The following is a 25,420-nucleotide window of genomic DNA, read 5'->3' as shown; positions in this document are numbered from 1 at the left end:
ATATATCAATCAAACCTTAATAGTAATTTTCTTTATCTTTAGGGAGTGCAAACAATGTATACATCAAAAGAGCTACTTAATAACTATAAATTAGCTTTAACTTATAAAAACAGTAATGTACAAAAGGCTATTGAGATACTTGAGAATATAATAAAGTATAATAAAAATTATAATGAAATCCATATCATTTACAATGAATTAGGTACTATCTTTGCTTTGCTAAATAAAATTAAAGATGCGAAATTAAATTTTATTAAGGCTATTGAGATTAGGCCGAATTATGCCGATGGGTATAATAATTTAGGTACATTATGTTCGATGGAGAAAGATATAGATAGTGCAATAAATTATTATATTCAGGCTTTAGAATTTAATCCTAAACACAAAGATGCGACAGAAAATATAATAAAAATGTATCTACTTAAACAAAAGTATGGAGACATCTTTCAATTTTGTAACCAACTCTTAAAGAAAGAACCTAAAAGTATATTGGCGTTATATGGGAATGCATTGGCTTATTATCACCTAGGTGAATATTATGAAGCAGAAAAGTATTTTAATGAGGTTTTAAAGATTGATCCTAAGAATATAAACTCATGTATGTTTATCGGTGATATTTATAATAAAAGGGGTGAATTTTCCAAAGCTGCGTATTTATTTAAAAAGGCAATTGAAATTTCTCCGAAAGACTACCGCCCATATAATGACTTGGGGAATTTGTATAAAAGTATAGGTAGCTTTGATATTGCAGCGGAGTATTATAAGACAGGTATAAATTTAGCTAACGATAATGACGTTAAAGCTTTCATTTATAGTAATTATTTGCTTATGTTAAACTATACAAATCTTAAAGAAGAAATTCTTAAAGAAGAACACTTCAAATTTAATGATATTTATGGTGTCAAAGAAAATATATCTTCAGGGCAAAGTGAAAGTATAACTAATATAAATAGAAGATTAAAGGTAGGTTATATCTCTGCAGACTTTAGAGAGCATTCGGTAGCCTACTTTATCTATGGTCCATTTGCATTGCATAATAAGGAGCAATTTGAATTGTTTTGTTATTCAGATGTAAAAAAACCTGATTATATCACTGAAAGGTTTCAGAGTTACTCATCAACTTTTGTAGATATAAGTGGAAAAACGAATGATGAGGTTACAGAAATAATTAAAAGAGATGATATAGATATACTTGTTGATCTTTCTGGCCATACAGGGAATAATAGGCTTCCTGTTTTTGCAAAAAAACCTGCAAAAATTCAAGTGTCTTGGATTGGTTACCCCAATACAACAGGGCTTAAAACAATGGATTACAGATTAGTAGATGAATACACCGATCCATTTGAGAATGAAAATTACTCAGAAAAACTTATTAGAATGCCAAAGTCTTTCTTGTGTTATGTGCCATTAGAATCTTCACCAACGAATTTATTAAATCATAATAGAGATATTATCAGGTTTGCATCTTTTAATAATTATTCAAAAGTGACGGACGAGATTATCTTAAACTGGATTAAAATTCTGGAAAGAGTACCTGATTCTAAATTATTATTAAAGGATAAGATTTTTGGGGATCAGAAAATTGTAAAGGGGGTACTGGTAAGATTTGAAAAGTTAGGAATGGACTTAAGACGTTTAGAAATAATCCCCTGGACTAATTCTTCAACAAGCCATTTAGATATATATAATGAAGTAGATATCGGATTAGATACCTATCCTTATAATGGAACAACAACAACCTGTGAAGCAATGTTTATGGGGGTTCCGGTGATAACTCTTGCTGGTGAAAAACACTCATCTAGAGTAGGGTTAAGTTTATTATCAAATGTAGGTTTAGATAATCTAATTTCTTATTCATCGGAAGATTATATAGAAACGAGTGTAAACCTTGCATTGAATTCAGAAAAATTAAAAAGTATAAAAAGGTCACTTAGATCTCAAATGCAGAAATCCCCATTAATGAATGCTTCAAATTTTGTACCAAAGTTGGAACAAATATATAAATTTATTTATTACAAATATTGTTTGACGCAACATAATGTACAATTAAAAGAAGAATCACTTTATTTATATATTTTACGACTAAATAATTTATTAATAAATAACCTTAATGATATTGTAGAAGACCTTAGCAAAAATCTAGAAAAGGATTTTACTGGTCTAAAATACCAATTATCTATTATTGTTGAGGGAATAATATTATTACAAGAAAAAGTGGAAGGGAATTTTGATGTTAATGAAAATATTAAGTTGTTATTTGAAAACATATTTAAATCCCTTCAATTATTAATTAAGTTGTATAGCATGAACAATTTTGAAATAGTGTTAAGAACTATACAAACGGTTCTACAGCCAGCAATTATGAATTTACGTGAAGAAGTTATATACCATGGTAGATATAATATTTGTAATAAGTGAGGAAACTTTCATTTCTTGAATTTAACTCTAGGGGAGTGACTAGAAAGCTGTCTTTAGGACTACCATGAGCCAACTAAGGTAATAAAAATTTTTGATATGCACAAAACCACGACAAAATGTAGATTAGCATATAGTCTTGTATCGTATAAAGTTGTGGTGAAATAAACAACCCCACAGCCATAGGGAATAATCCAATCTTTTCTTCTAAAGTAATTTTCTTAGACTCTAGACTCCCGATCTGGAGTCTTTGTTATGTGTACCAACACTAGTAAAAGTTAGGGATTTAATTTGTTGAGGATTACGTTTATTGTAAAACAAACAACAATTATGGAATTTTACAACTTGTACCTATTTCAAACAATACAGTGTACATTAATGCTCAGGAAAAGAGTGTTACGCTTCATATTAGTATACTTTAGTTACAATTTGAAATGGATTTATATCTAAAGCACTATGTTAAATCAAAAAAAGGTTGTGAAAGTTTCTTGTTTTATTTTTCTATTCAAAATATGTTAGTAAAATGTCAATTATTGAATTAATAAGACTTCTACAGCCTCCTATTTAAGAAACTATTGACTTTCTTTAAAACTCTTTTTAACTACTTAATAGTAAATAAATAGTTCACCTTCAGATTAATATTCTATTAATTCGTAAGATGATTATAAAAAACGATAAACAATTATTATTTATATCCGATATAACTTATAAAGGTTTTTCGTTTAGGAGGAAACTATATGTCTATCGATAAAATCTCTTCTAGCACAACGATGAACTACAGCACAGACTACTTTCAACAAATAAAATCATATGAAATTGAAAATAAGGGTGAAAGTGTCACAATCCCTCTACAGAATGTAAGGCAGAATGAAAAACAAGACTCAAAAGAGAATGTCAAACAGGTTATTGACAGCCTAAATAAATTTCTAGAACCTAATGCTACCTCTCTGAAATTTGAACTGCATGAGGAACTGAATGAATATTACGTAACAGTCGTTAACAATGAGACGCATGAAGTTGTACGAGAAATTCCTTCTAAGAAAATACTAGATATATATGCAGCAATGACAGAATTTCTGGGATTCGTAGTAGATAAAAAGATTTAAGGTGGTGAGCACCAATGAATATGAGAATTGGTGGATTGGCAAGTGGGATGGATATCGATACAATCGTCAATGATTTAATGAAGGCGGAGCGTATTCCATTAAACAAGCTCAATCAACAAAAGCAGGTTTATGAATGGCAACGTGATCAATATCGTGAAATGAATAAATTATTAGCTGAGTTAGATACTATGGCGTTTGATATGACTTTACAAAAGACTTATCAAACGAAGACAGCTACTAGTTCTAACCCTGGTGCTGTTACAGCTACTGCAAATACCTCAGCATTAAATGGAAATTATAAAATCGAAGTTAAACAGGTTGCCACGGCAGCTGCTCGTGCCAGTCAGTCTAAAATTTCAGGATCAACTAAAATTGATCCTAATAAAACGTTAGGTGAACAGAAAGATGCTTTTTCAGCAGGAATTGTTTACGAGAGATTCACAATCGAAACGTTTAATGAAGATGGATCAAAAAATACAATCAGCTATACACCAACTGAAAATGATTCCTTAAACGATATCCTAAAAAAGATCACAGAATCGAATCTAGGTGTTCGTGCCTTTTACGACAGTGCGTCTGACAAAGTAGTTATGGAGCGAACTATCACAGGCGATTTTAACAAGGATGAAAATTATTTTTTAGGTGCAGAAATAGGCTTTAGTAGTGATACAGCTAGTTTTTTAACAAATACACTACAGATGAAACTAGGAACAGCTACTAATAATCCAGACAAACCATGGGCTTCTAACGAAGTAGGTGGAACCAATGCGAAATTCACCTATAACGGAGTGTTAGAGGTTGAAACATCTAAAAATGAATACACAATTAACGATTTAACATTAAAATTCAATGCTAAAACAGATGGGCCAGTATCTATTTCAGTCTCCCAAAACACCGAAGACGCCTTTGATAAAGTCGTAAAATTCGTAGAAAAATACAATGAAATGATTGAAAAGATAAATGGCAAGTTGTCAGAAACTCGTTATCGTGATTATCATCCGTTATCAGATGAAGAGCGGGATTCAATGTCGGACAAGCAGGCAGAAAAATGGGATGAGATGGCCCAAAGCGGTTTGCTTCGAAATGATTCAATTTTATCAAGTGGGCTTAACCAAATGCGGATGGATTTTTATTCACCAATTTCAGGTGCAAAAGAAGGCTTTGGTCAACTAGCTCAAATTGGTATTAAAACTTCCTCCAATTATCTAGATAGAGGAAAATTACTGATAGATGATCCAGATAAATTGCGTATAAAGCTTCAAGAAGATCCTAATGCCGTTCATCAGTTATTTGCAGCTGACGGGACTTCATATGAAGACAAAGGGATTGCTAGAAGACTAAGAGACTCTATTAAAGGAACCATTACAAATATTGAAACAAAGGCTGGTAAAACTACTTGGACTAATCAACAGTTCACAATTGGTAGAAATCTAACTAGCATTGATAGCCAAATAGACCGTTTCGAAGACCGACTCACACAAATCGAAGACCGCTACTGGAGACAGTTCGGGGCAATGGAATCAGCAATATTAAGAGCCAACCAACAATCCGCATACCTCATGCAGCAATTCATGGGTGGCTAATAATAAGGAGTGTAACGTAAATGGCAATTGGAAATCCGTATCAAGCATACCAAACAAATTCAGTGACAACGGCAACACCTGGTGAGCTTACGTTGATACTGTATAATGGATGCTTGAAATTTATTAAACTCGCACGAAAAGGAATTGAAGAAAAAAATATCGAAGCAAAAAATACAAACCTCCAAAAGGCACAAAACATCATCCGTGAGTTTATGGTGACGTTAGATATGAATGTGGAAGTGTCCAAAAACATGATGGCGATGTATGACTACATCAACCGCCGTCTGATGGAAGTTAACTTGAAGAATGATCTGGAAATACTTGCAGAGGTTGAAGGTCTTGTAACAGAATTTCGTGACACATGGAAAGACGTTGTTCAACTAAACCGCCAGCGCCAGCATGGTCAAGGTGGACAAATCTAGTGAATCCGGTTATTACACTTTACCGAATCACGAAGGAATTACACAGCCTAGTAATAGAGATCATTCAGCAAGAACAGCGTGATGAAGCAATCGAAAAGATCACTAGCCTCATCGATGAACGGGAACAATTGATCTCAGAAGTCAACCCTCCTTACACTGAGGAGGAACGGAAACTTGGCACTGAAATCGTTAAAATGAATCAATTTATCGATGGAAAACTAGAGTTACTTAAAAATGAGATCCAGCTTGACATCACAAACCAAAAGAAGCGAAAGCAATCAACAACCAAATACATCAATCCCTACAATGCAGGACCAGCTGACGGGATGTTTTTTGACAAGAAGAAATAGTGGACGTAGTCCTAACAATAGAAGCAGCGAGTGAAATAATTTTCCTCGCTGCTTTCCTTTTATATCAACATGCTGTATATCTATAGCTGCAAACTATTAAACACCTGCACAGCAGCCTCAGCCACTTGTACATCATGAGGAACCGTACTACCGCTTACTCCCACAGCTCCTACCACTCTTCCATCAATGACTAGAGGGATTCCACCACCGAATACGACTAGACGTCCACTGTTTGTTGTATTTAACCCATACAGTTCAGCAGCAGGGACCGTCGCATCGGCTAAGTTTGCAGACGGCATTTTTAATGCAACCGATGTCCACGCTTTATTTTGGGCAATGTCAATGCTGGCTAACCAAGCATCATCCATTCGGTGCGTCGCAATCAGATTTCCACCCTCATCCACGACAGAAATCACCATGGAAACACCGATTTTTTTTGCTTCTTCTTCCGCACCTGCAATTACCTTTTTCGCTAACTCTAACGTAATTTTACTCAAACGAAACGCCTCCTTATTTTTAGTTATTTATTGATAAATCCATGTGGATCAATGACAAATTTCTTGGAAGCTCCTTGATCAAATTCAGCATAAGCAGCTGGTGCTTGATCTAAGGAAATCAATGTTGCATTTACAGCTTTCGCAATTTGAGCTTTTCCACTAAGTATTGCCATCATTAGGTCCCGGTGGTATTGCATAACCGGTGTCTGTCCTGTCACGAAAGTATGTGCTTTGGCCCAACCAAGACCCAAACGAACCTTCAATGTACCGATTTTCGCATCTTCGTCGACTGCACCTGGATCACCTGTCACATATAAGCCTGGAATACCAAGTCGTCCACCAGCACGAGTAACCTCCATAATCGAGTTCAATACTGTAGCTGGTGCTTCACCGGCCCCTGCACCGTGTCCATGGGCTTCAAAGCCGACACAGTCAATGGCACAATCGACTTCTGGAACTCCTAAAATTTGTTCAATTTGCTCTCCGAGATCAGGATGTTCTCTAAGGTTTACGGTTTCACAGCCAAAGCTCCTTGCTTGTGCAAGTCGCTCACTGTTCAAATCACCGACGATGACAACAGAGGCACCGAGAAGTTGAGCAGAATGGGCAGCAGCCAAACCAACAGGTCCTGCTCCAGCAACATATACAGTCGAACCAGGCTTCACGCCAGCACTCACCGCACCATGATAACCTGTCGGGAAAATATCGGAAAGCATCGTTAAATCAAGGATCTTTTCTAACGCTTGGTCTTTATCTGGGAATTTCAGCAGCTGGAAGTCTGCATAGGGAACCATTACATACTCGGATTGTCCGCCAACCCATCCGCCCATGTCGACATACCCGTAAGCGGAGCCAGGGCGATCTGGATTTACATTTTCACAAATATGTGTGTTGCGTTCCTTACAACTACGGCAACGTCCACAAGCAATATTAAAAGGGACGGATACTAGATCACCTTTTTTTATAAATTCGACATCGCGTCCTACTTCAATTACCTCACCTGTAATCTCATGTCCAAGAACAAGCCCACTTGGAGCAGTTGTCCGACCGCGCACCATATGCTGATCACTTCCGCAAATATTGGTCGTGATAACTTTTAGAATAACCCCATGATGACACTTACGACCGACATTTAATGGATTTACTCCCGGCCCATCTCTAAGGATCAAATCTGGGTAACTAATATCTTCAATCGCAACGCGTCCTGGACCTTTGTACACTACAGCTTTGTTTCCTGCCATTCTTCCTTCCTCCATTCATTTACCTCAAAGAGTTCTAAATTTGATAGAGTTTTAAAGCGGTTATTCAGGGAATTGAAATATTCTCTATCTTACCTTTATTCTAAAAAGTAAACCTTTTCTTTGGAAGAACGCACTTTTTTGTGAGATGATTACCTAAAGGATACTATTGACCAAAGGAGGGCTAGTCATTTGGTGGATGATTTAAGGAGGGAAGTAAGAAAGAAGCTTGAGAATGGTGAATTTAATTGTGAAAAGGAACTAACCTTATCCATATTAAGTGGAAAATGGAAAATTACGATCATTTATTATCTGGGAACTGAAGGGACATTACGTTTTAGTGAGATTAAAAAGCTGTTTCCAAAAATAACACATAAGGTGTTAACGACCCAGGTTAGAGAGTTAGAGGAAGATGGTATTGTTCATCGGAGAGTATTCCCGGAAGTTCCGCCAAGAGTGGAATATTCATTAACAGAATTAGGTCAAAGCATCATGCCGATTGTGTTAATGATGTACGATTGGGGAAAACAAAATATAAAATCATTTACTACATAAGGTAAGCACTCTTGATTTGTACCTGTTGTGACGTCATGGGGTGTAAACGTTTGTTAATAATCTGAGCCATCCTCTGAATGAGATGGCTTTTTTACTACTAAAAAACGAATTGACTATAATATATCCAACCTACATTAATTCTCCCAAAAGGCAATATTCCAACCCCCAATTGGATATACTACTAATGAAGAATTCTTCAAGCACTCACACCTACGAAACCTACACAAGAATCACACATAACTCACCTTAGACATGCATATACTTCAACACCTACACATAATGTTTACAAATTCACACATTTTTAACGAATAGTCGTAGCGGGTAATGGGACAAGGAACCTGTCCCCCTGACCCACAGCGACCAACGGCAAGATCACACGCCTCACGTGCAGGAATTCACAATTTCTTCATATTTCCTTTACAAAAAAGCAGGGATTGTGGAGGTGTGTGTAGAAATACTTAGTATAACCTTAAATTAAAACAAGGGTTATATTGTTTCACAGGTTGGATACCCTAAACAGGGTCTTGGCTGTGTCCAATGCATTAGAGTTAAAAGGAGGAGTTCATGTATGAATTACAACGTTCGTGGTGAAAACATTGAGGTAACTCCAGCATTGCGAGAGTATGTTGAGAAGAAATTAGGAAAGCTTGAACGCTATTTTGACGGTACTCCAGATGCAAACGTAAATGTTAACTTAAGAGTAAATAATGCAAAGGATCATAGAATAGAGGTTACGATTCCAATGCCTCAGCTTATGCTTCGTGCAGAGGAATCTAATGAAGATATGTACGCTGCTATCGATATCGTGACCGATAAGCTAGAGCGTCAAATTCGTAAACATAAAACAAAGGTTAACCGTAAGCTTCGTGAAAAAGGATCTACGCGCACATTGTTTGAAAATGGTGGAGCAGCAACTGGAACAGCTACTGCTGTTCAGGACCTTGAGGATGAGGACTACGAATTAGTTCGTACGAAGCGTTTTGACTTAAAACCGATGGATAGTGAAGAAGCGATTCTACAAATGAATATGCTTGGTCACAACTTCTTCGTTTTCACAAACGCTGAAAGTAACACAACAAATGTTGTGTATCGTCGTAAGGATGGCAAATACGGAATAATTGAACCTAGTTAACTAACATAAATTACAAGCGGCAGCCTGAATCATTAGGCTGCTTTTCTATCATTATTTAGGTGGAGCAGAGTGTTAATAGTCATAAAATTCTGCTTATCTAACCGCACTCACTTGCGATATTAGTGATATTCAGGATAAAGCCCATTTAATACTATTCGTATAGTGGTAAATACGTTAAAATAAGGATATACGCTAAAGGCAAACCTTGCGAAAGCTTGGGGCGCAAAGTCACGGGTCTAAGGTATAAGCTATGATGGCTGGGCTGCCGGATTTATTCATTCATAGGGGGATGTTCCACTTGAAGATTAAATCTATTATTTGCTTCTTTCAGAGAAGACATAAAATTAGCTTCTACACTAACAAATGTGTGAGATGTGGAAAGGTAAGAGTGTAACATTACTTTTCGGCAACATCAAAGCTACATACGTACCCGCATAATGGCTTACAAAAAAAGAAAAGAGTAGAGGAAAACATTTTCAAATGGCAGGTATCCTAGTATATCCTGTTATTTTTTTTGCTCTTTAGAAGGAATTGAAGCCAAATTGGATTTTCTCACAGCAAAAAAACTAGGGGCCCCCTCCTGCAAGGGTACTATATTGCAAAACCTAAAGCATTGGAATAGTATAAGTAAAAACTTTATTCTTCTAGGATAGGGTTTTTTTGTTGTTTTTGTCGAATGCACTCACAATCCGAAACCCGATAATATTTTACCCTTGTCCACTTTAGTGGTAAAATGGAAGATAGTTCGTAATATCTATTTTTACATATTCTGCAAATCATTTTTACTGATGTGAATTTTTACGATAGAGGAGCGTACATAATGCTTGGGATATTAAACAAAGTTTTCGATCCAAATAAACGCACACTTAAGCGCTTGGAAACACTTGCCGATAAAATTGAGGCTCTCCATCCTGACATGGAGAAGCTTTCTGATGAGGCCCTTCGCAACAAAACCGAAGAGTTCAAGGAACGTTATCAAAAAGGGGAAAAGCTTGATGATTTACTAGTTGAAGCTTTCGCTGTTGTTCGTGAAGGAGCGAAGCGTGTGTTGGGTCTTCACCCATATCGCGTGCAGCTAATGGGGGGTATTTCCCTTCATGAAGGAAATATTTCTGAGATGAAGACAGGGGAAGGTAAAACGTTAACTTCCACTATGCCTGTTTACCTAAATGCGATCACTGGTAAAGGTGTTCACGTCATTACGGTCAACGAATACCTAGCAGGTCGTGATGCTCACGAGATGGGACAACTATATGAGTTCTTAGGTCTTACTGTTGGATTGAATTTAAATTCAATGTCTCGTGAAGAAAAAATTGAGGCTTATCGCGCTGATATTACATATGGTACAAATAATGAATTTGGCTTCGACTATTTACGTGACAACATGGTTCTTTACAAGGAACAAATGGTACAGCGTCCGCTTTATTTTGCCGTAATTGACGAGGTTGACTCGATTTTAATTGATGAAGCACGTACACCATTGATCATTTCCGGTTCTGCTCAAAAATCAACGTCACTTTATGTACAAGCGAATGGATTTGTTTCTACTTTAAAAAGAGACGAAGACTATACGTATGATGAAAAAACAAAAGGTGTTCAGTTGACAGAAGAAGGTATTTCAAAGGCTGAAAAAGTGTTTGGCGTTGAGAACCTGTTTGATATTTCAAATGTGGCCTTGATTCACCATATCAATCAAGCGTTAAAAGCAAATGCAAGTATGCATCGTGACATTGATTATGTGGTTGAAGAAGACCAAATCGTGATTGTTGACCAATTCACAGGTCGTCTGATGAAGGGACGTCGTTACAGTGAAGGTCTCCACCAAGCGATTGAGGCAAAGGAAGGCGTCGAAATTCAAAATGAGAGTATGACGCTTGCGACGATTACATTCCAGAACTACTTCCGTATGTACGAGAAGCTTTCTGGTATGACGGGTACAGCGAAGACAGAGGAAGAGGAATTCCGTAACATTTACAATATGAATGTTGTCGTCATTCCAACAAATCGTCCGATTGCTCGTGATGACCGTCCTGATTTAATTTATAAATCAATAGAGGGTAAATTCCGTGCTGTTGCTGATGATATTGCAGAGCGTTATGCGAAGGGACAACCTGTCTTAGTAGGTACGGTAGCGATTGAAACATCTGAAATCATTTCGAAGTTTTTAACGAAAAAAGGTGTTAAACATAATGTCTTAAACGCGAAGAACCACGCTCGTGAGGCTGAAATTATTGAGCATGCTGGCCATCGTGGTGCAGTTACAATCGCGACAAACATGGCTGGTCGTGGTACGGATATCAAGCTTGGTGAAGGTGTAAAAGAACTTGGTGGACTTGCTGTTATTGGTACAGAGCGACACGAGAGCCGTCGTATCGATAACCAGTTACGTGGACGTTCTGGTCGTCAAGGGGACCCAGGGGTAACTCAGTTCTATCTTTCAATGGAAGATGAACTAATGCGCCGTTTCGGTTCCGATAATATGAAGAACATGATGGAACGTCTTGGCATGGATGATACCCAGCCAATTCAAAGTAAAATGGTATCAAGAGCTGTTGAATCTGCGCAAAAACGTGTTGAGGGTAATAACTTTGATGCACGTAAGCAGCTTTTACAATATGACGATGTTCTTCGTCAACAACGTGAGGTTATTTATAGCCAGCGTTTAGAAGTACTTGATTCTGAAAATCTACGTGACGTTGTTGAGCGTATGATTCAGTCAACAATCGACCGAGTAGTTAATCTTCATACACCACAGGATGAGGTGGAGGAAGACTGGAATTACAAGGGAATCGTGGATTACCTCAATGCGAACCTGCTTAATGAGGGTGACGTAACGGAAAATGACCTTAAAGGAAAACAGCCTGAGGAAATGTCAGAGCTGATCTTTGAGAAGGTGAAAGAGCGTTACGATGAAAAAGAATCCCAAATGGATCCAGAACAAATGCGTGAATTTGAACGTGTTGTTGTGCTCCGTTCAGTTGATAGTAAGTGGATTGACCACATTGACCAAATGGATCAGCTACGTCAAGGGATTCATCTGCGTGCATACGGCCAAACCGACCCACTTCGCGAATACCAAATGGAAGGCTTTGCAATGTTCGAAAACATGGTTGCCTCCATTGAAGAAGATGCGTCTAAGTTTGTGATGAAGGCGCAAATCCGTAACAACCTTCAACGTGAAGAAGTGGCACAAGGCCATGCTGTTCAACCAAAAGAAGGCGGCGAAGAAAAACCGAAAAAACGCCCAGTTACCAAATCAGTTGACATCGGTCGTAACGACCCTTGCTACTGTGGAAGCGGCAAAAAATTCAAGAACTGTCACGGGCAATAATGAGTTAAGGTGGGTCAGGGGGACAGGTCCCTTGTCCCAGTTTATAATTTTTGTAAAGGTGGGAGTAAGCCTCTCACCTTTTACATGGCTCGTAGGAATGTATAAGTGTAGTTATGGCACTCGCTGCTTGGCGAGTGCTACGTTTTCTTAGAAAAAAGTCGGACTCCTTTCGAAAAAATGAGTAAGATATGACGAAAGGTCCCATGATATAAACAAAACATCTTGGAGGAAAAATTGTATGGAATTAGCAGAAATTAAGCATGAACTCGATAAAATGGCTAAGAAATTAGCGGGCTTTAGGGGGTCTCTTTGACTTAGAGGCCAAGCAAGCACGTATTACCGAGCTTGATGAAATGATGTCAATGCCAGACTTCTGGAATGACCAAAATGCAGCACAAACGGTCATCAATGAAGCAAATGCACTAAAGGATCAAGTGGTTGAATTTACAAATCTACATGATTCCTATGAAAACCTAGAGTTAACGTATCAACTAGTGAAGGAAGAGCCGGACGAGGATTTACAGGCTGACCTTGAAGAAGAGTTAACCGAACTAACAAAGAGTTTAAGTGAATTTGAACTTCAACTTCTTTTAAGTGAGCCTTATGATAAAAATAATGCGATTTTAGAGCTTCACCCAGGAGCGGGTGGCACGGAATCACAGGACTGGGGCTCCATGCTTCTTCGTATGTACACGCGTTGGGGTGAGAAAAAGGGCTTCAAGGTGGAAACACTTGATTACCTTCCTGGAGACGAAGCGGGAATTAAGAGTGTTACCCTTTTAATCAAAGGCCATAATGCCTACGGTTATTTGAAGGCTGAAAAAGGGGTACACCGTCTTGTTCGTATTTCACCGTTTGATTCCTCAGGCCGTCGTCATACTTCATTTGTATCTTGTGAGGTCATGCCTGAGTTTAATGATGAAATTGAAATTGACATCCGTACGGAAGATTTAAAAATTGATACGTACCGTGCAAGTGGAGCGGGTGGACAGCACATCAACACCACCGACTCAGCCGTTCGTATCACTCACTTACCGACAAATACTGTGGTAACGTGTCAAACCGAACGTTCCCAAATCAAAAACCGCGAACAAGCCATGAAGATGCTGAAATCAAAGCTCTACCAGCTAGAGATTGAAAAACAGCAAGCAGAATTGGACGAAATTCGTGGTGAGCAAAAAGAAATCGGCTGGGGAAGCCAAATCCGTTCCTACGTCTTCCATCCATACTCCATGGTCAAAGACCATCGTACAAACGTAGAAGTAGGGAACACCGGAAGCGTCATGGATGGGGATATTGATTTGTTTATTGATGCTTACCTACGTTCAAAATTGAACTAAATATATCTTTAATAACTGATTTTAAATAGTTGAATAATTGAATAATTGAATCTCATAAAGATTTTGCAATGCGCCTAATTTAATCGAAAATAGATTATATTAGGCGCATTTAATTTGATTATTTTTTTGCTAAAAATGAAATATAAAAGAATTGTGCTATGAATTAATGTTCTTTTGATGGTCATAACAGTAGATCTCACCTTGGAACTTTTTGGTAGATAAACAGTAAGACTTTACCTTATCAGAAACAGGTTTCTGACAGATTGCACATCTACCTACATTTGCCTCTTTATTTTCATTCTTCCTTTTTTGAATTCTCTCCACATGTTGTATTCTAAGTGTCTCGTCCAAGATATTAGCCTTTGATAGCGTATTGTATATCTTCTCGATGTCTTCAATAGACAATAGTGGTTTACTGTATTGTAATTTAAGTACTGCAATTTTTCGATTTATGAATTCGGATAATTCAACATCATAAATCACTAACTCGTCTGACTTTATTTTTCGTAGGCTTTCCTCAATTTTAAAAGTACATCTTTTTGTAAAAGAAACTATTGATATAAAGTGTTTATGGTAGGAACTATCTATAACATTTTTAATAGATTCAATATGTCCATAGTTTTGCATTAATGGATTCATCATTTTAAACTTGCCATTTACTAGCCAGGTTTTTTTGTCACTGCTAGCATATATAGTTCCTTGGTAATTTTTTGTTTCAATTACAAATAGCCCATATGGAGTTATAACTATGTGGTCAATTTGGGAGAATCCGGACGATGATTTCGTGTTTTTTACTAAAAGGTCACTTAGATACCTATATTCTTTAGGTAATTGGGAAAGCTGAATATCGATTTTGTATTCGCCTATTTCACCTTTTCTAGCAGCTACCCGTTCTTGCTGTAACGGCGTTAATGTTTTCTCAGAATGTGATGAATCTGACTTATGTATTATTTGGTTATCAGTTTTGGTTGTATCTTTTTTCTTGAATAAAGATTTTAAGAACATATCCTTCCTCATTTCTACTTCGAAATTTCCCACTTAATTTATATCGACATAGATTAATAGATATGAATAGCGAAATTTTCATCTAGTATTTGCTGAGAGGAGCAATGTTAATTCCTATAGGGTGATAAGCTACTATTTCCATCCTAAAACCAAACAAACCCCTCAAACAATCGTTTGTTTAAACCACAAATTTCAATTCAAACAAACGATTGATTAGATTCACTACCCATATATGGCTGTTGATCAAAACCGCTAAACAAACGTTTGATTGAATGCCAGAATTCAATTTAAACAAATGTTTGTTTGAAATATAATTTCCTTTTTCAACCTATATTCATTTTAATGAAAAAATTGTAAAATAGAGGTATATGAGAAGATGGGGGACAAGCCTATGAACGAAGGGTTTTTGGGTATTGAAGATTTAAAGAGACAGGATATCATCCGAAAGAACAAATTAGTTGTTATTGTTACACTTATTTCTATTATTCTAGCTATTGTTGTGGAAGTTTCAATTGGACAACCACTCCAGATGATCCTTACCATCGCTATTGGAGGAGCTGTTTTTCTTGGTGTTTTATGTCTGTTTATTTATCGAAATCTATTTTTAAGGCAAACACCGTATTTTACAATAATCGGTCTATCCGTTGTGCTATTCATTATTATGTCTAGTTCGCAGTCAGCACCAATCATTCTTTTGCCATTATATCTATTAACTACAATTGCAATCTACAATATGAGGAAAACGTTGATTTTTGGTGTGCTCTGTGCAATTGGATTAAGCGCTTTATTTTTTGTAACAAATGTTCAAGAGCTTGATTTTGCAACGAAGGATATTATAGTTTACTATCTAATTTTTACAATCATTATTGTTACTTTATTCTTCCAAAGTATCGTGACAAGTAGCATGATTGCTGATATTCAGACCATGAATAAGCAGACTGCGGAACTTCTAGAGGCGAGAAGACAACATGCTACTCAGCTAGAGGAGAGCTCTCAAACAATTAGTGAGAATATCACGAACATTCGTCGTCAAGGTGAGGAACAAATGCATTCCTTTAATGAAATGACAATCGCTGTTTCAGAGATTTCAGCTGGTATGAATACGCAAAATGAAGCAGCTACGACGATTACTGAATCAATCGAGGATCTCAATCGAGTGGTGAAGGAGCTTGTGAAAGGTTCCAATCATCTTAGCATTCAAACGGATAATACAAACAAAGCGGCCGATAATGGCAATGAAACGATTGACTTGTTGCTTACCAAAATTACAGATTTCCAAGAATCTGTTCATTCAATGACTACTACCATGAATCATTTGGTTGAAAAAATCAATGAGACAAATGGTTTTACAGACCGTATTCAGGAAATTGCGTCACAAACGAATTTACTTGCACTAAATGCATCGATTGAAGCGGCGCGTGCTGGTGACAGTGGTAAAGGCTTTGCGGTAGTGGCGAGTGAGATTCGTAAACTTTCAGAAGTCACATCGAATACTGCGAATCTCATTTCGGATAACTTGAAAGAGGTAAATGAAAGCACGACTCTAACTCAAAAGCAGATGACTGAGAATGCTGTAAAAATGGAAGAAAGTGTCCAGCTTACGAAGGATACGAAGGGTGTATTCATGGTTATTGATGAGACAGTATCTGAATTAATCGAAACTGTTAAGCATTTTGAAAAAATTTCGAATCAAATCGGGAATTCATCTGTTTCCATTGAAACGTCTGTCAGTGAATTTGCGGCGATTATCGAAGAAACAACCGCATCACTTGAGGAAATCTCAGCATCAATCGAAAACCAAAACAACCAAATGCAGCACCTCGTCTCATACGTTCAAAACACAGACGAAGCAACAACTGAGTTAATGGAGATTTTTAAAGAAAAATAAAGTACTTGAAGAATAAATATTTGTTTTCTCAGATATACTAATTACTGCGCATAACAAAAGGGGAGCAACCATAATCGGGTGCTCCCCTTTTGGCATTTCTGGAATCAGTTGTGGGACATGGGGACAGGTCCCTCGACCCACTTGAATGATTAGGTGGGTCAGGGAACCTGTCCCTCTGACCCACTTTAACTTCCGGTGTGGGTGCCTGAGTGTTCTTGGTCTTGGCCTTGTTCTTCTTCCATTTCTTCTAATGCGTCTGGGTAGATTATTTCGTTGATCATTTCTTTTGTAGCTGCATCTTGAACATTGATTTTTACTTGATAGTCTTCGGGATCGACACCACTGAATAACTGGTAGTACATGCCTGCAAAACCAAGGCTAAAGGTAGCGAATGCATCAAAACTGTTTTCATATGCCTCTTTATCGACAACCATGGTAAACTCCGAGAATGAATCATCATGGGTGATGTCTTGGATGGATTTGAATTCCTCGTCGTTTTTCAACTCATCAACCGTTGCGGTCATATCGGTCTTTAATTCTTGCATCATTTCCTTATGTTGCTTTTTGGACATTTTATAAGTTAGGGAGCCATCTTCATTCTTTGTAACCTCAATCCCTTTTTTCTCTGCTTCAGCTTTCGTACTCTCTAGGTCTTCTTCACCTTCAAAAAAAGAAGGAGGCAGTGTAATCTCGACATTTAACAGACCTTTATCAACAGCGATTTGCTCGCTGTTTTCTTCCGCTTTTTCATTATCTTTTGTAGCGTCTTCTTCATTAGACCCAGAACAGGCCGTCAGAGATAATAACATAAATACTATGGAAAAAATAAGCTTTTTCTTCATAGCAACCTCCTAACAACAAGTTTCATTACCAGTTCCAACCGTAAGCCTTTACCTCAATCGTTTTAACCTTACCTGCAATATCTTTTGGTACTTCCGGATAGTCTAGTTCAAAACCAGCTTCACTTCCTGGGTTTACTCCAACATCTATCCCACCATCTAAAACACCTAACAATGATCCATCTTCCGCAAGCAAGGCTGCAGAAATTCGAATGTCATCTTGTAATTCGTCTGTTGTGTTTTTTACAATGCCGGTAACGCGATAAGGATTTGAATAATCATCTGTTGCGGGGAATCCTTTTACACCCGAAACCTCAAGTGAGTTTGCTTTTCTATCGGTGCTATCAAATGAAAAGTTATACGTAGTCTCCCCAAATTGATTTGGGTCAGTAATCCCTTCAAGAATTGTTGATTCCGCAATGTACGCTTTTTCACCAGGGGCTATAATGTCCGGGACTGCATATACCATTGGAGCAGTGCCTAATATGCTTCCATCCTTGCCCTTAAAATTCATCTGTGTTTCCCCAATCTCAATGGGAACATCACCTGTATTTTCAAAAATAGCTGCAGAATGAATCCACACAGTATCAATCGAGTCTTTCCATACACCGCTCGTATCATCTATAATCTCTAGCTTTGGCTCTGACTCTGCTTTATCTTTATCAGTTGTTGTTTCCTTTTCTGTTGATGATTCTTTCTCTGATGTATTATCTTTCGTATTTGTATCCCCTGCATGGTCATCCCCGCCACAAGCAGCCAATGAAAAGCTAAGGCAGAATGCCAAGAGTATCAAAAAAAGCCTTTTCATAGTAAACACCTCAATTTCTTTATTTATTAAAAAAGGCCGTTCACCTATTAACATAAACAACTAAGAACAATTCATTCACTAGGTGAAAAGTACCAACTGTGGGACACAGGTGGTGGTGGGACACGGGGACAGGTTCCGTGTCCCACATTGACATTTTTGGGACAGGGAACCTGTCCCTCTGACCCACGAAAAAACTTTTAGTAAAACTTTTACTAAAAATAATTGACCTGTTTTACTTGAGGGTCTACAATATATATAGAAACAAAAAGTACGGGGGTAAGCGACATGGAGTTCAAGCAACTTTCAGATAAATTTAATGAAGTATTTAACGAAAGCAATTACAGAGTTTTTTTTGCACCAGGCCGTATTAATCTAATAGGTGAGCACACGGATTACAACGGTGGTCATGTGTTTCCGGCTTCAATAACGAAAGGTACCTATGCGCTCGCAAGAAAGCGTGATGATCAATACGTACGAATGTACTCGATGAACTTTGATCAACTCGGAATCATTAAGTTTGACCTTACCAACCTTGATTACAAAAAAGAGCATGACTGGGCAAACTATCCGAAGGGTATGCTCCGTTACATATGTGAAATAGGGTATGACATTTCAACTGGAGTAGACGTTCTGTTTTACGGAAACATCCCAAATGGGGCAGGTCTTTCATCATCTGCCTCAATCGAGCTTGTATCTGGAGTGATGTTTGAAAAACTATTTGATTTAAAAATTGATCGTGTAGAACTTGTAAAAATTGGCCAACAGGTGGAAAATAAGTTCATTGGTGTGAATAGTGGAATCATGGATCAATTTGCAATTGGTATGGGGAAAGAAAATGCCGGAATTTTACTTGATTGTGATACATTAAAGTATGAATATGCTCCTATTGAGTTGGACGACCATTTGATTCTAATTATGAATACGAACAAGCGTCGTGAGCTCGCTGAGTCAAAATACAATGAGCGCCGCAGTGAGTGCGAACAAGCACTTTCGGAGCTCCAGCAGGAGTTAGACATCCAAGCACTTGGAAACATTTCATCAGAGCAGTTTGAACGGCACAAACACCGGATTTCAAACGAAGTATTAGTAAAAAGAGCTAGGCATGCGGTGTACGAAAATGAGAGAACACTGAAGGCGCTCGCTGCCCTAAAACGTGGCGATCTGGCTGAATTCGGTAGCTTACTAAATGCTTCACATCGCTCATTACGTGATGATTATGAAGTAACAGGCATTGAGCTTGATACCCTAGCAGAAGCTGCATGGGCACAGAATGGTGTACTCGGTGCAAGAATGACAGGTGCCGGCTTCGGTGGCTGTGCAATCGCGCTCGTTGAAAAAGACAAAGCCGAAACAATCATTGACGCAATCGGAAAAATCTATGAAAACAAAATAGGCTACAAAGCTTCATTCTATGAAGTAAGCATTGGCGATGGAGCGAAAGAATGGGACACGGGGACAGGTTCCCTGACCCACTCCCTTTAAAATCTGGGTCACGGAACCTGTCCCCTGACCCACTACTGACCGAAAAAAGGAGAGAGAATAGATGAGTATTTTAGTTTTAGGTGGAGCGGGTTATATTGGCTCGCATGCGGTGTATCAGTTAATTGATGCAAATAATGAGGTTGTGGTTGTTGATAATCTTCAGACTGGCCATAAAGAAGCGGTTCATCCGAAGGCGAAGTTTTACCAAGGGGATATTCGTGACCGCGCATTTTTACAATCTGTTTTTGAAAAAGAAAGCATTGACGCGGTGATCCATTTCGCTGCGAATTCACTTGTTGGTGTGTCGATGGAACAACCACTCGAATACTACGACAACAATGTGTTCGGAACACAGGTTGTGCTTGAAACAATGAAAAATAACAATGTGAAATATATCGTCTTCTCATCAACGGCTGCTACGTATGGTGAACCAAAGCAGGTGCCAATCACAGAAGATATGCCAACAATGCCAACCAACACGTACGGTGAAACAAAGCTTGCGATGGAAAAGATGATGAAGTGGTCTGAGATTGCGTATGACATTAAGTTTGTTTCACTTCGTTATTTCAACGTAGCAGGTGCACGCTCAACAGGTGAAATTGGGGAAGACCATGATCCAGAGACACACTTAATCCCTGTTATTTTACAAGCGGCATTAGGTCAACGAGATTTCATCACAATTTTTGGTGAGGATTATGATACGCCAGATGGCACTTGTATCCGCGACTACATCCATGTTGAGGACTTAATTAATGCACATATTTTAGCGTTAAAATACCTCCAAAATGGTGGGGAGAGTAACTATTTTAACCTTGGAAGCAACAGCGGTTTTTCAGTGAAGGAGATGGTTGAGGCGGCAAAAGCTGTTACGGGGCGTGATATTCCAGTGAACATTGGTGAGCGTCGTGCAGGTGACCCAAGTACGTTGATTGCTTCATCTGGAAAAGCAAAGGAAGTACTAGGCTGGGAGCCAAAGCGTACGTCTATTAATGAAATCATTAAGGATGCGTGGAACTGGCATGTCAACCACCCAAATGGGTATGAAAGCTGAGGGGATAGCATGAACATTTATGAGACCGTACAACAGCTAACACAGCAAGCAGTCACAGTAGGATTGATTCAAAAACAGGACAGTGTTTATGTTCGAAATCAGATTCTAGCCTTACTGAAACTTGAGGACTTTGCGCCAATAAAAGAGGTCTCAACCCCAAAAGATATGCCAACTCTGCTAGAAGACCTACTTGAGTATGCCTGTGAGAATGGAGTCATCGAGGACTATTTTGACGCGAAGGAAATCCTTGCTAGTCAAATCATGAACACAATGATTCCACTTCCGTCTGCCGTTACACACCATTTTTACAAGCTTCATAAAAATGACCCGACTGCTGCAACGAACTATTTTTATGAGTTAAGTAAAAATAGTAACTATATTCAAATGAAGCGAATCGAAAAGAACATTGAATATAAGGTTGAGACGGACTATGGTGAGCTTGATATCACCATCAATTTGTCGAAGCCTGAAAAGGATCCAAAGCAAATTGCATTGGAAAAAGAAAAGAAGTCAACTGGCTCAACCTATCCAAAGTGCTTGCTTTGTGTGGAAAATGAGGGGTATGCGGGTCGAATTGGCCATCCAGCTCGTTCTAACCACCGAATTATCCCGGTTCCACTCCAAGATGAGACGTGGTATTTGCAATACTCACCATATGTGTACTACAACGAGCATTGTATCGTGTTATGTGAAGAACATCGTGATATGAAAATCAACAGTGATACGTTTACGCGCTTGCTAGGCTTTGTCGAAAGGATCCCGCATTACTTCGTGGGTTCGAACGCAGATCTTCCGATTGTGGGCGGCTCGATTTTAACGCATGATCACTATCAAGGTGGAAACTATGAATTTGCGATGGCGCAGGCGGAAGATGACATCACATTCACATGGGACCGTTATGAAAACGTTGAATTCTCAACTGTAAAATGGCCGATGTCTGTCCTTCGCTTACGAAGTGAAGATAAGGAATTATTGGTTCGAGCCGGAGACGAGATTTTACAAGCATGGAGACAGTATAGTGATCCAGAGGTTGATATCGTAGCCTTTACTGGTGAAACACCGCATAACACAATCACACCGATTGCTCGAAAACGGAATGACAAATACGAGCTAGACCTCGTGCTTCGAAATAATCGGACAAATGACGAGCACCCACTAGGCATCTTCCATCCACATGATGATGTGCATCATATTAAAAAGGAAAACATCGGTCTGATAGAAGTAATGGGACTAGCGGTTTTACCGGCTCGGCTAGAGTCAGAGCTTAAAGAGGTTGAAAACTACTTAATTGGTGAACAGAATTCTATCAATCCAATTCACCAAGCGTGGGCTGACGAGTTAAAAGCCTACATTCCAACAAAAGAAACCGTAAATGAACTTGTGAAGCGTGAAGTCGGAAAGAAATTCATCCGCGTGCTTGAGGATGCTGGTGTGTATAAGCGGGATGACGCCGGGCAAGCTGGTTTTAAAAGATTTATAGACCATTTTATAAAATAGGAGAATGAGCATATGGAAGTTACATCACGTACGTTTGGACAAATTGAGAATCAAACAGTGCAGGCTTATACTTTGAAAAATGAGCAAGGGTTAACTGTTGCGTGCCTTGATTATGGTTGCATTATTACAGAGATCCTAGCGCCTGATAAGAACGGGGTATTCGAAAATGTTGTTATTGGTTTTGATAGTATCGAAGACTATCTCGCGGACAAAACATTTCAAGGTGCAATTATTGGACGAACTGCTGGCCGCATTAAGGGCGGACAATTTGATCTTAATGGCAATACCTACACTCTTGAACAAAATGAAAACAGCAACCACATCCATGGTGGGGTAAAAGGATTTGACAAGGTTATATGGGACTCTGCGATTATCCAGGATGAAAATATAGCGGGTGTTGAGTTTCGCTATGTTAGCAAGGATGGTGAAGGCGGCTATCCAGGTACGGTGGAACTCGTTGTTACGTATGCACTCAACAATCAAAATGAATTTGTGATTACGATAAAAGGCGTGCCAGAGGCCGATACTCTGATAAATATGACAAATCATGCTTATTTTAACCTGTCAGGTGATCTGAAACGGGATGTTCTGGAGCATGAGCTAACGCTAAAATGCGAGCAGTACCTGGAACTAGACGAAGAATCCCTTCCAACCGGTGAACTCATTGATGTATCTGGAACGGTTTTTGATTTCCAGAATGGACGCAAAATCGCAGATGGAACGACAACAGACGATGAGCAAGCAGTTATAGTGGGGCGAGGGTATGATCATCCGTTTATGTTAGCAGCAAATCAAGACAAAGAAATTCAACTTCATGATGAAAAAAGTGGGCGTTACCTTGTGGTCGAGACAAACCAACCTGCCGCTGTTGTTTACACAAGTAACACCATGAAAGACTTTACGACACGTGGTGTTGAAGCAAGACCGTACCTGGGCATTTGTCTAGAAACACAGGCTCCACCAGATGCGATCCATCATGAGAATTTCCCATCTGTCGTTGTGAAAAAAGGACAGGAATACCATTGGGAGACTAAGTATACGTTTTTAACGAAATAGGGTTAACCTGGAATAGTTGTAGCTGCCGGCGCAATTATCGTCGCGAAGGTGCAATTAACCTGGCTGACGGCGGCAACTAGAGTCGTGAAAGTGCAAGAACCTAGTTAACGGGGCAAATATGGTCGCGAAGGTGCAATTATCAAGTCTGACCGGCACAATTCCAGTTAATAACATCCCTACCCATCACACGAGGAGGTGAAACATGGCTACCATTAAAGACATTGCTGAAAAAGCAGGCGTATCGATTGCTACAGTTTCACGGGTTCTCAACTATGATTCCACCTTATCTGTTGGCGATGAAACGAAGAAAAAGATATTTGAGATTGCCGAGGAGTTATCCTATAAAAAGCGTCCAACTAAAAAATCCAACTCTGCTCGGATTGGGATTCTCCTTTGGTATACAGAAAAAGAAGAATTAAATGATCTGTATTACATGTCGATTCGGTTAGGAATTGAACAGCGTTGTGAACAACAGGGCATCCAGGCCGTTCATTTTTACAACAACATAGAGAGCATGAAGAATGAAGATTTGCAGGGGATAGTTGCGGTCGGGAAATTTAGTAGTAAGCAAGTTGAGGAACTGACGAAAATTGCCGAGCATATTGTGTTTGTCGATTCAAACCCTGATGAGGATGTTTATGATTCAGTTGTCATCGATTTTGAGAAGGTAACAAAAAGTGTTTTAAACCATTTTATCCAGCAAGGACATACGGAAATTGGTTATTTAGGTGGCCGTGAAGAATTTACGGACCAATCTGCTCAAATTGAAGAAATCCGAGAAAAGACATTTACATCTTATCTAGCAGAAGCAAATCTGCTTGATGAGAACAATATGTATATCGGAACTTACTCCGTTGATGATGGGTACAGGATGATGAAGCAGGCGATTGAAGAAAAGGGGAACTCGCTTCCGACAGCCTTTTTTGCAGCAAATGACCTACTTGCTATTGGTGCATTACGTGCACTAAATGAGGAAAAAGTGGCCGTGCCTGAACGTGTAAGTCTTATTGGTGTTAATGACATCAGTGTTTCCAAATATGTCTTCCCGCCATTATCTACGGTTAAAATACATACCGAAGTAATGGGGGAAACCGCCGTTGATAACCTTTTGGAACGGTTGGCTGGCAGGCAAATTCCAAAGAAAACAGTAATAGCTACTAATCTGGTTCTGCGAAATAGCAGTAAGTAAGATGAACCGCTACCTTCATGATGTAGCGGTTTTATTTGTAAGGAGTGGTTTACATAGACAAACAGGTGGGACAACAAGGTAATGTGTGACCATATAGAATAATGAAACATTCCCATACGAATACATTTTCAGTCGGGATCTTCGCATGGAGCACGCTTGAGCCCAAGTAGTTGTGTTGGGGGACCTGTACGAATATTGATTTTACAATGAAATAGAGTACGTAAAGCCTAGTCATCCTTTGACTAGTTTTTTTGTACAGTATTTAATAGGAAAGAAAGAGTAGAAAAATGCTTTCGAACCTCGGGACTTATTTGGCACCAAGCTCCCTTCTTAGTCCAATCCTCTCACCAAATAAATTACTAATTGCCTATGCTCCAATCAAGTATCCCCTCTTCAAAACAAGCACTTTTTTCAGAAATACCCCTCTTTTACAAATCGATTACACATATCTCTTGAAAGAGACAGCCAATAGAAGAGGATATACGTGTAAATTCTCTTTACAATAATGAAAGGGTTTTCGTAGCTTTGAGTTTCGTTGCTCAGAATTGAGGTTATCAGTCAAGTTACATTTATGTTACAAATATGTACGAGAAAAGGACTAATTTCCTACGAATTGTAATAAAGGGCTTCAAGAAG

At 38.6% G+C, this 25,420-nt stretch carries 21 protein-coding genes and 1 riboswitch; of the genes, 16 read left to right on the top strand and 5 right to left on the bottom strand.

Annotated features, from left to right (window positions below; translation table 11 throughout):
- Positions 1–54: 54 nt before the first annotated feature.
- The 5 genes from ACWNMY_RS08525 to ACWNMY_RS08505 all read left to right on the top strand — a co-directional run bounded on the left by ACWNMY_RS08525 (position 55) and on the right by ACWNMY_RS08505 (position 5,876).
- Positions 55–2,418: an O-linked N-acetylglucosamine transferase, SPINDLY family protein gene (locus ACWNMY_RS08525; RefSeq protein ID WP_449537802.1), complete on the top strand. Its 2,364-nt coding sequence runs from the start codon at positions 55–57 to the stop codon at positions 2,416–2,418.
- Positions 2,419–3,152: 734 nt separating this feature from the next.
- A complete protein-coding gene (flaG, locus tag ACWNMY_RS08520) occupies positions 3,153–3,521 on the top strand; it encodes a flagellar protein FlaG (protein WP_449537801.1) in 369 nt (122 codons plus the stop codon).
- 14 nt (positions 3,522–3,535) lie between these two features.
- Positions 3,536–5,104: a flagellar hook-associated protein 2 gene (locus tag ACWNMY_RS08515; protein WP_449537800.1), complete on the top strand. Its 1,569-nt coding sequence runs from the start codon at positions 3,536–3,538 to the stop codon at positions 5,102–5,104.
- 20 nt (positions 5,105–5,124) lie between these two features.
- On the top strand, positions 5,125–5,526 hold the full coding sequence (gene fliS, locus ACWNMY_RS08510; RefSeq protein WP_449537799.1) for a flagellar export chaperone FliS: 402 nt from the start codon (positions 5,125–5,127) through the stop codon (positions 5,524–5,526).
- On the top strand, positions 5,526–5,876 hold the full coding sequence (locus ACWNMY_RS08505; RefSeq protein WP_449537798.1) for a flagellar protein FliT: 351 nt from the start codon (positions 5,526–5,528) through the stop codon (positions 5,874–5,876). Before fliS ends, ACWNMY_RS08505 begins: the two co-directional genes overlap by 1 nt.
- 80 nt (positions 5,877–5,956) lie before the next feature.
- Here ACWNMY_RS08505 and ACWNMY_RS08500 read toward each other — a convergent pair whose 3' ends face one another.
- Complete coding sequence (locus ACWNMY_RS08500; RefSeq protein ID WP_449537797.1) at positions 5,957–6,373, bottom strand: GlcG/HbpS family heme-binding protein; 417 nt, start codon at positions 6,371–6,373, stop codon at positions 5,957–5,959.
- A 23-nt stretch (positions 6,374–6,396) separates the two neighbouring features.
- Complete coding sequence (gene fdhA, locus ACWNMY_RS08495) at positions 6,397–7,614, bottom strand: formaldehyde dehydrogenase, glutathione-independent (protein WP_449537796.1); 1,218 nt, start codon at positions 7,612–7,614, stop codon at positions 6,397–6,399.
- Between the two features lie 189 nt (positions 7,615–7,803).
- Here fdhA and ACWNMY_RS08490 point away from each other — a divergent pair, with 189 nt between their 5' ends.
- The 4 genes from ACWNMY_RS08490 (at position 7,804) to prfB (ending at position 13,969) form a co-directional block, all read left to right on the top strand.
- Positions 7,804–8,166, top strand: a complete 363-nt coding sequence (locus ACWNMY_RS08490; protein ID WP_449537795.1) for a winged helix-turn-helix transcriptional regulator — start codon at positions 7,804–7,806, stop codon at positions 8,164–8,166.
- A 568-nt stretch (positions 8,167–8,734) separates the two neighbouring features.
- Positions 8,735–9,298, top strand: coding sequence for a ribosome hibernation-promoting factor, HPF/YfiA family (gene hpf / locus ACWNMY_RS08485; RefSeq protein ID WP_449537794.1), 564 nt, complete (start codon positions 8,735–8,737; stop codon positions 9,296–9,298).
- Positions 9,299–9,485: 187 nt separating this feature from the next.
- A riboswitch (cyclic di-GMP riboswitch) is annotated at positions 9,486–9,568 on the top strand.
- Positions 9,569–10,118: 550 nt separating this feature from the next.
- Complete coding sequence (secA, locus tag ACWNMY_RS08480; RefSeq protein WP_449537793.1) at positions 10,119–12,629, top strand: preprotein translocase subunit SecA; 2,511 nt, start codon at positions 10,119–10,121, stop codon at positions 12,627–12,629.
- 238 nt (positions 12,630–12,867) lie between these two features.
- Positions 12,868–13,969, top strand: a protein-coding gene (gene prfB / locus ACWNMY_RS08475) for a peptide chain release factor 2 (protein ID WP_449537792.1) whose coding sequence is annotated in 2 segments (ribosomal slippage) — positions 12,868–12,939 and positions 12,941–13,969 — 1,101 coding nt in all. Because the reading frame shifts where the segments join, the coding sequence is not laid out codon by codon here.
- A 156-nt stretch (positions 13,970–14,125) separates the two neighbouring features.
- Here prfB and ACWNMY_RS08470 read toward each other — a convergent pair.
- The gene (locus tag ACWNMY_RS08470; protein ID WP_449537791.1) at positions 14,126–14,974 is read right to left on the bottom strand and encodes a nuclease-related domain-containing protein; all 849 of its coding nucleotides are present in this window, start codon (positions 14,972–14,974) and stop codon (positions 14,126–14,128) included.
- A 391-nt stretch (positions 14,975–15,365) separates the two neighbouring features.
- Between ACWNMY_RS08470 and ACWNMY_RS08465 the strand changes: the two genes are divergently transcribed.
- A complete protein-coding gene (locus ACWNMY_RS08465; RefSeq protein WP_449537790.1) occupies positions 15,366–16,862 on the top strand; it encodes a methyl-accepting chemotaxis protein in 1,497 nt (498 codons plus the stop codon).
- A 185-nt stretch (positions 16,863–17,047) separates the two neighbouring features.
- Here ACWNMY_RS08465 and ACWNMY_RS08460 read toward each other — a convergent pair whose 3' ends face one another.
- Together ACWNMY_RS08460 and ACWNMY_RS08455 are read right to left on the bottom strand one after the other, a co-directional pair.
- A complete protein-coding gene (locus ACWNMY_RS08460) occupies positions 17,048–17,704 on the bottom strand; it encodes a hypothetical protein (RefSeq protein WP_449537789.1) in 657 nt (218 codons plus the stop codon).
- Between the two features lie 25 nt (positions 17,705–17,729).
- The gene (locus tag ACWNMY_RS08455) at positions 17,730–18,509 is read right to left on the bottom strand and encodes a hypothetical protein (RefSeq protein WP_449537788.1); all 780 of its coding nucleotides are present in this window, start codon (positions 18,507–18,509) and stop codon (positions 17,730–17,732) included.
- 285 nt (positions 18,510–18,794) lie between these two features.
- Here ACWNMY_RS08455 and ACWNMY_RS08450 point away from each other — a divergent pair, with 285 nt between their 5' ends.
- From ACWNMY_RS08450 to ACWNMY_RS08425, 6 genes are all read left to right on the top strand, one after another.
- Positions 18,795–19,991 (top strand): galactokinase, encoded by a 1,197-nt coding sequence (locus ACWNMY_RS08450; RefSeq protein WP_449537787.1) that lies wholly within the window; start codon positions 18,795–18,797, stop codon positions 19,989–19,991.
- A 61-nt stretch (positions 19,992–20,052) separates the two neighbouring features.
- Positions 20,053–21,042 carry a UDP-glucose 4-epimerase GalE gene (galE, locus tag ACWNMY_RS08445; protein ID WP_449537786.1) on the top strand — a complete coding sequence of 330 codons (990 nt, stop codon included), beginning with the start codon at positions 20,053–20,055 and terminating at the stop codon, positions 21,040–21,042.
- Positions 21,043–21,051: 9 nt separating this feature from the next.
- Entirely contained in the window at positions 21,052–22,539 is a 1,488-nt protein-coding gene (galT, locus tag ACWNMY_RS08440) for a UDP-glucose--hexose-1-phosphate uridylyltransferase (protein ID WP_449537785.1), read from the top strand.
- A 12-nt stretch (positions 22,540–22,551) separates the two neighbouring features.
- The gene (locus ACWNMY_RS08435) at positions 22,552–23,595 is read left to right on the top strand and encodes an aldose epimerase family protein (protein ID WP_449537784.1); all 1,044 of its coding nucleotides are present in this window, start codon (positions 22,552–22,554) and stop codon (positions 23,593–23,595) included.
- 202 nt (positions 23,596–23,797) lie between these two features.
- Positions 23,798–24,784 carry a LacI family DNA-binding transcriptional regulator gene (locus ACWNMY_RS08430; protein ID WP_449537783.1) on the top strand — a complete coding sequence of 329 codons (987 nt, stop codon included), beginning with the start codon at positions 23,798–23,800 and terminating at the stop codon, positions 24,782–24,784.
- Positions 24,785–24,885: 101 nt separating this feature from the next.
- Positions 24,886–24,954 carry a hypothetical protein gene (locus ACWNMY_RS08425; protein ID WP_449538419.1) on the top strand — a complete coding sequence of 23 codons (69 nt, stop codon included), beginning with the start codon at positions 24,886–24,888 and terminating at the stop codon, positions 24,952–24,954.
- The last annotated feature ends 466 nt before the right edge of the window (positions 24,955–25,420 follow it).

It is taken from the genome of Ferdinandcohnia sp. Marseille-Q9671, assembly GCF_976954385.1.
The sequence above is the reverse complement of the archived record's forward strand: the minus strand, read 5'-3'. Positions and strand labels throughout refer to the sequence as shown.

Excerpts from the sequence above, each read along its gene's own strand:
- ACWNMY_RS08525 (WP_449537802.1), top strand. The coding sequence starts at position 55 with ATGTATACATCAAAAGAGCTACTTAATAACTATAAATTAGCTTTAACT.
- flaG (WP_449537801.1), top strand. The coding sequence starts at position 3,153 with ATGTCTATCGATAAAATCTCTTCTAGCACAACGATGAACTACAGCACA.
- ACWNMY_RS08515 (WP_449537800.1), top strand. The coding sequence starts at position 3,536 with ATGAATATGAGAATTGGTGGATTGGCAAGTGGGATGGATATCGATACA.
- fliS (WP_449537799.1), top strand. The coding sequence starts at position 5,125 with ATGGCAATTGGAAATCCGTATCAAGCATACCAAACAAATTCAGTGACA.
- fdhA (WP_449537796.1), bottom strand. The coding sequence starts at position 7,614 with ATGGCAGGAAACAAAGCTGTAGTGTACAAAGGTCCAGGACGCGTTGCG.
- hpf (WP_449537794.1), top strand. The coding sequence starts at position 8,735 with ATGAATTACAACGTTCGTGGTGAAAACATTGAGGTAACTCCAGCATTG.
- secA (WP_449537793.1), top strand. The coding sequence starts at position 10,119 with ATGCTTGGGATATTAAACAAAGTTTTCGATCCAAATAAACGCACACTT.
- ACWNMY_RS08470 (WP_449537791.1), bottom strand. The coding sequence starts at position 14,974 with ATGTTCTTAAAATCTTTATTCAAGAAAAAAGATACAACCAAAACTGAT.
- ACWNMY_RS08465 (WP_449537790.1), top strand. The coding sequence starts at position 15,366 with ATGAACGAAGGGTTTTTGGGTATTGAAGATTTAAAGAGACAGGATATC.
- ACWNMY_RS08460 (WP_449537789.1), bottom strand. The coding sequence starts at position 17,704 with ATGAAGAAAAAGCTTATTTTTTCCATAGTATTTATGTTATTATCTCTG.
- ACWNMY_RS08455 (WP_449537788.1), bottom strand. The coding sequence starts at position 18,509 with ATGAAAAGGCTTTTTTTGATACTCTTGGCATTCTGCCTTAGCTTTTCA.
- ACWNMY_RS08450 (WP_449537787.1), top strand. The coding sequence starts at position 18,795 with ATGGAGTTCAAGCAACTTTCAGATAAATTTAATGAAGTATTTAACGAA.
- galE (WP_449537786.1), top strand. The coding sequence starts at position 20,053 with ATGAGTATTTTAGTTTTAGGTGGAGCGGGTTATATTGGCTCGCATGCG.
- galT (WP_449537785.1), top strand. The coding sequence starts at position 21,052 with ATGAACATTTATGAGACCGTACAACAGCTAACACAGCAAGCAGTCACA.
- ACWNMY_RS08435 (WP_449537784.1), top strand. The coding sequence starts at position 22,552 with ATGGAAGTTACATCACGTACGTTTGGACAAATTGAGAATCAAACAGTG.
- ACWNMY_RS08430 (WP_449537783.1), top strand. The coding sequence starts at position 23,798 with ATGGCTACCATTAAAGACATTGCTGAAAAAGCAGGCGTATCGATTGCT.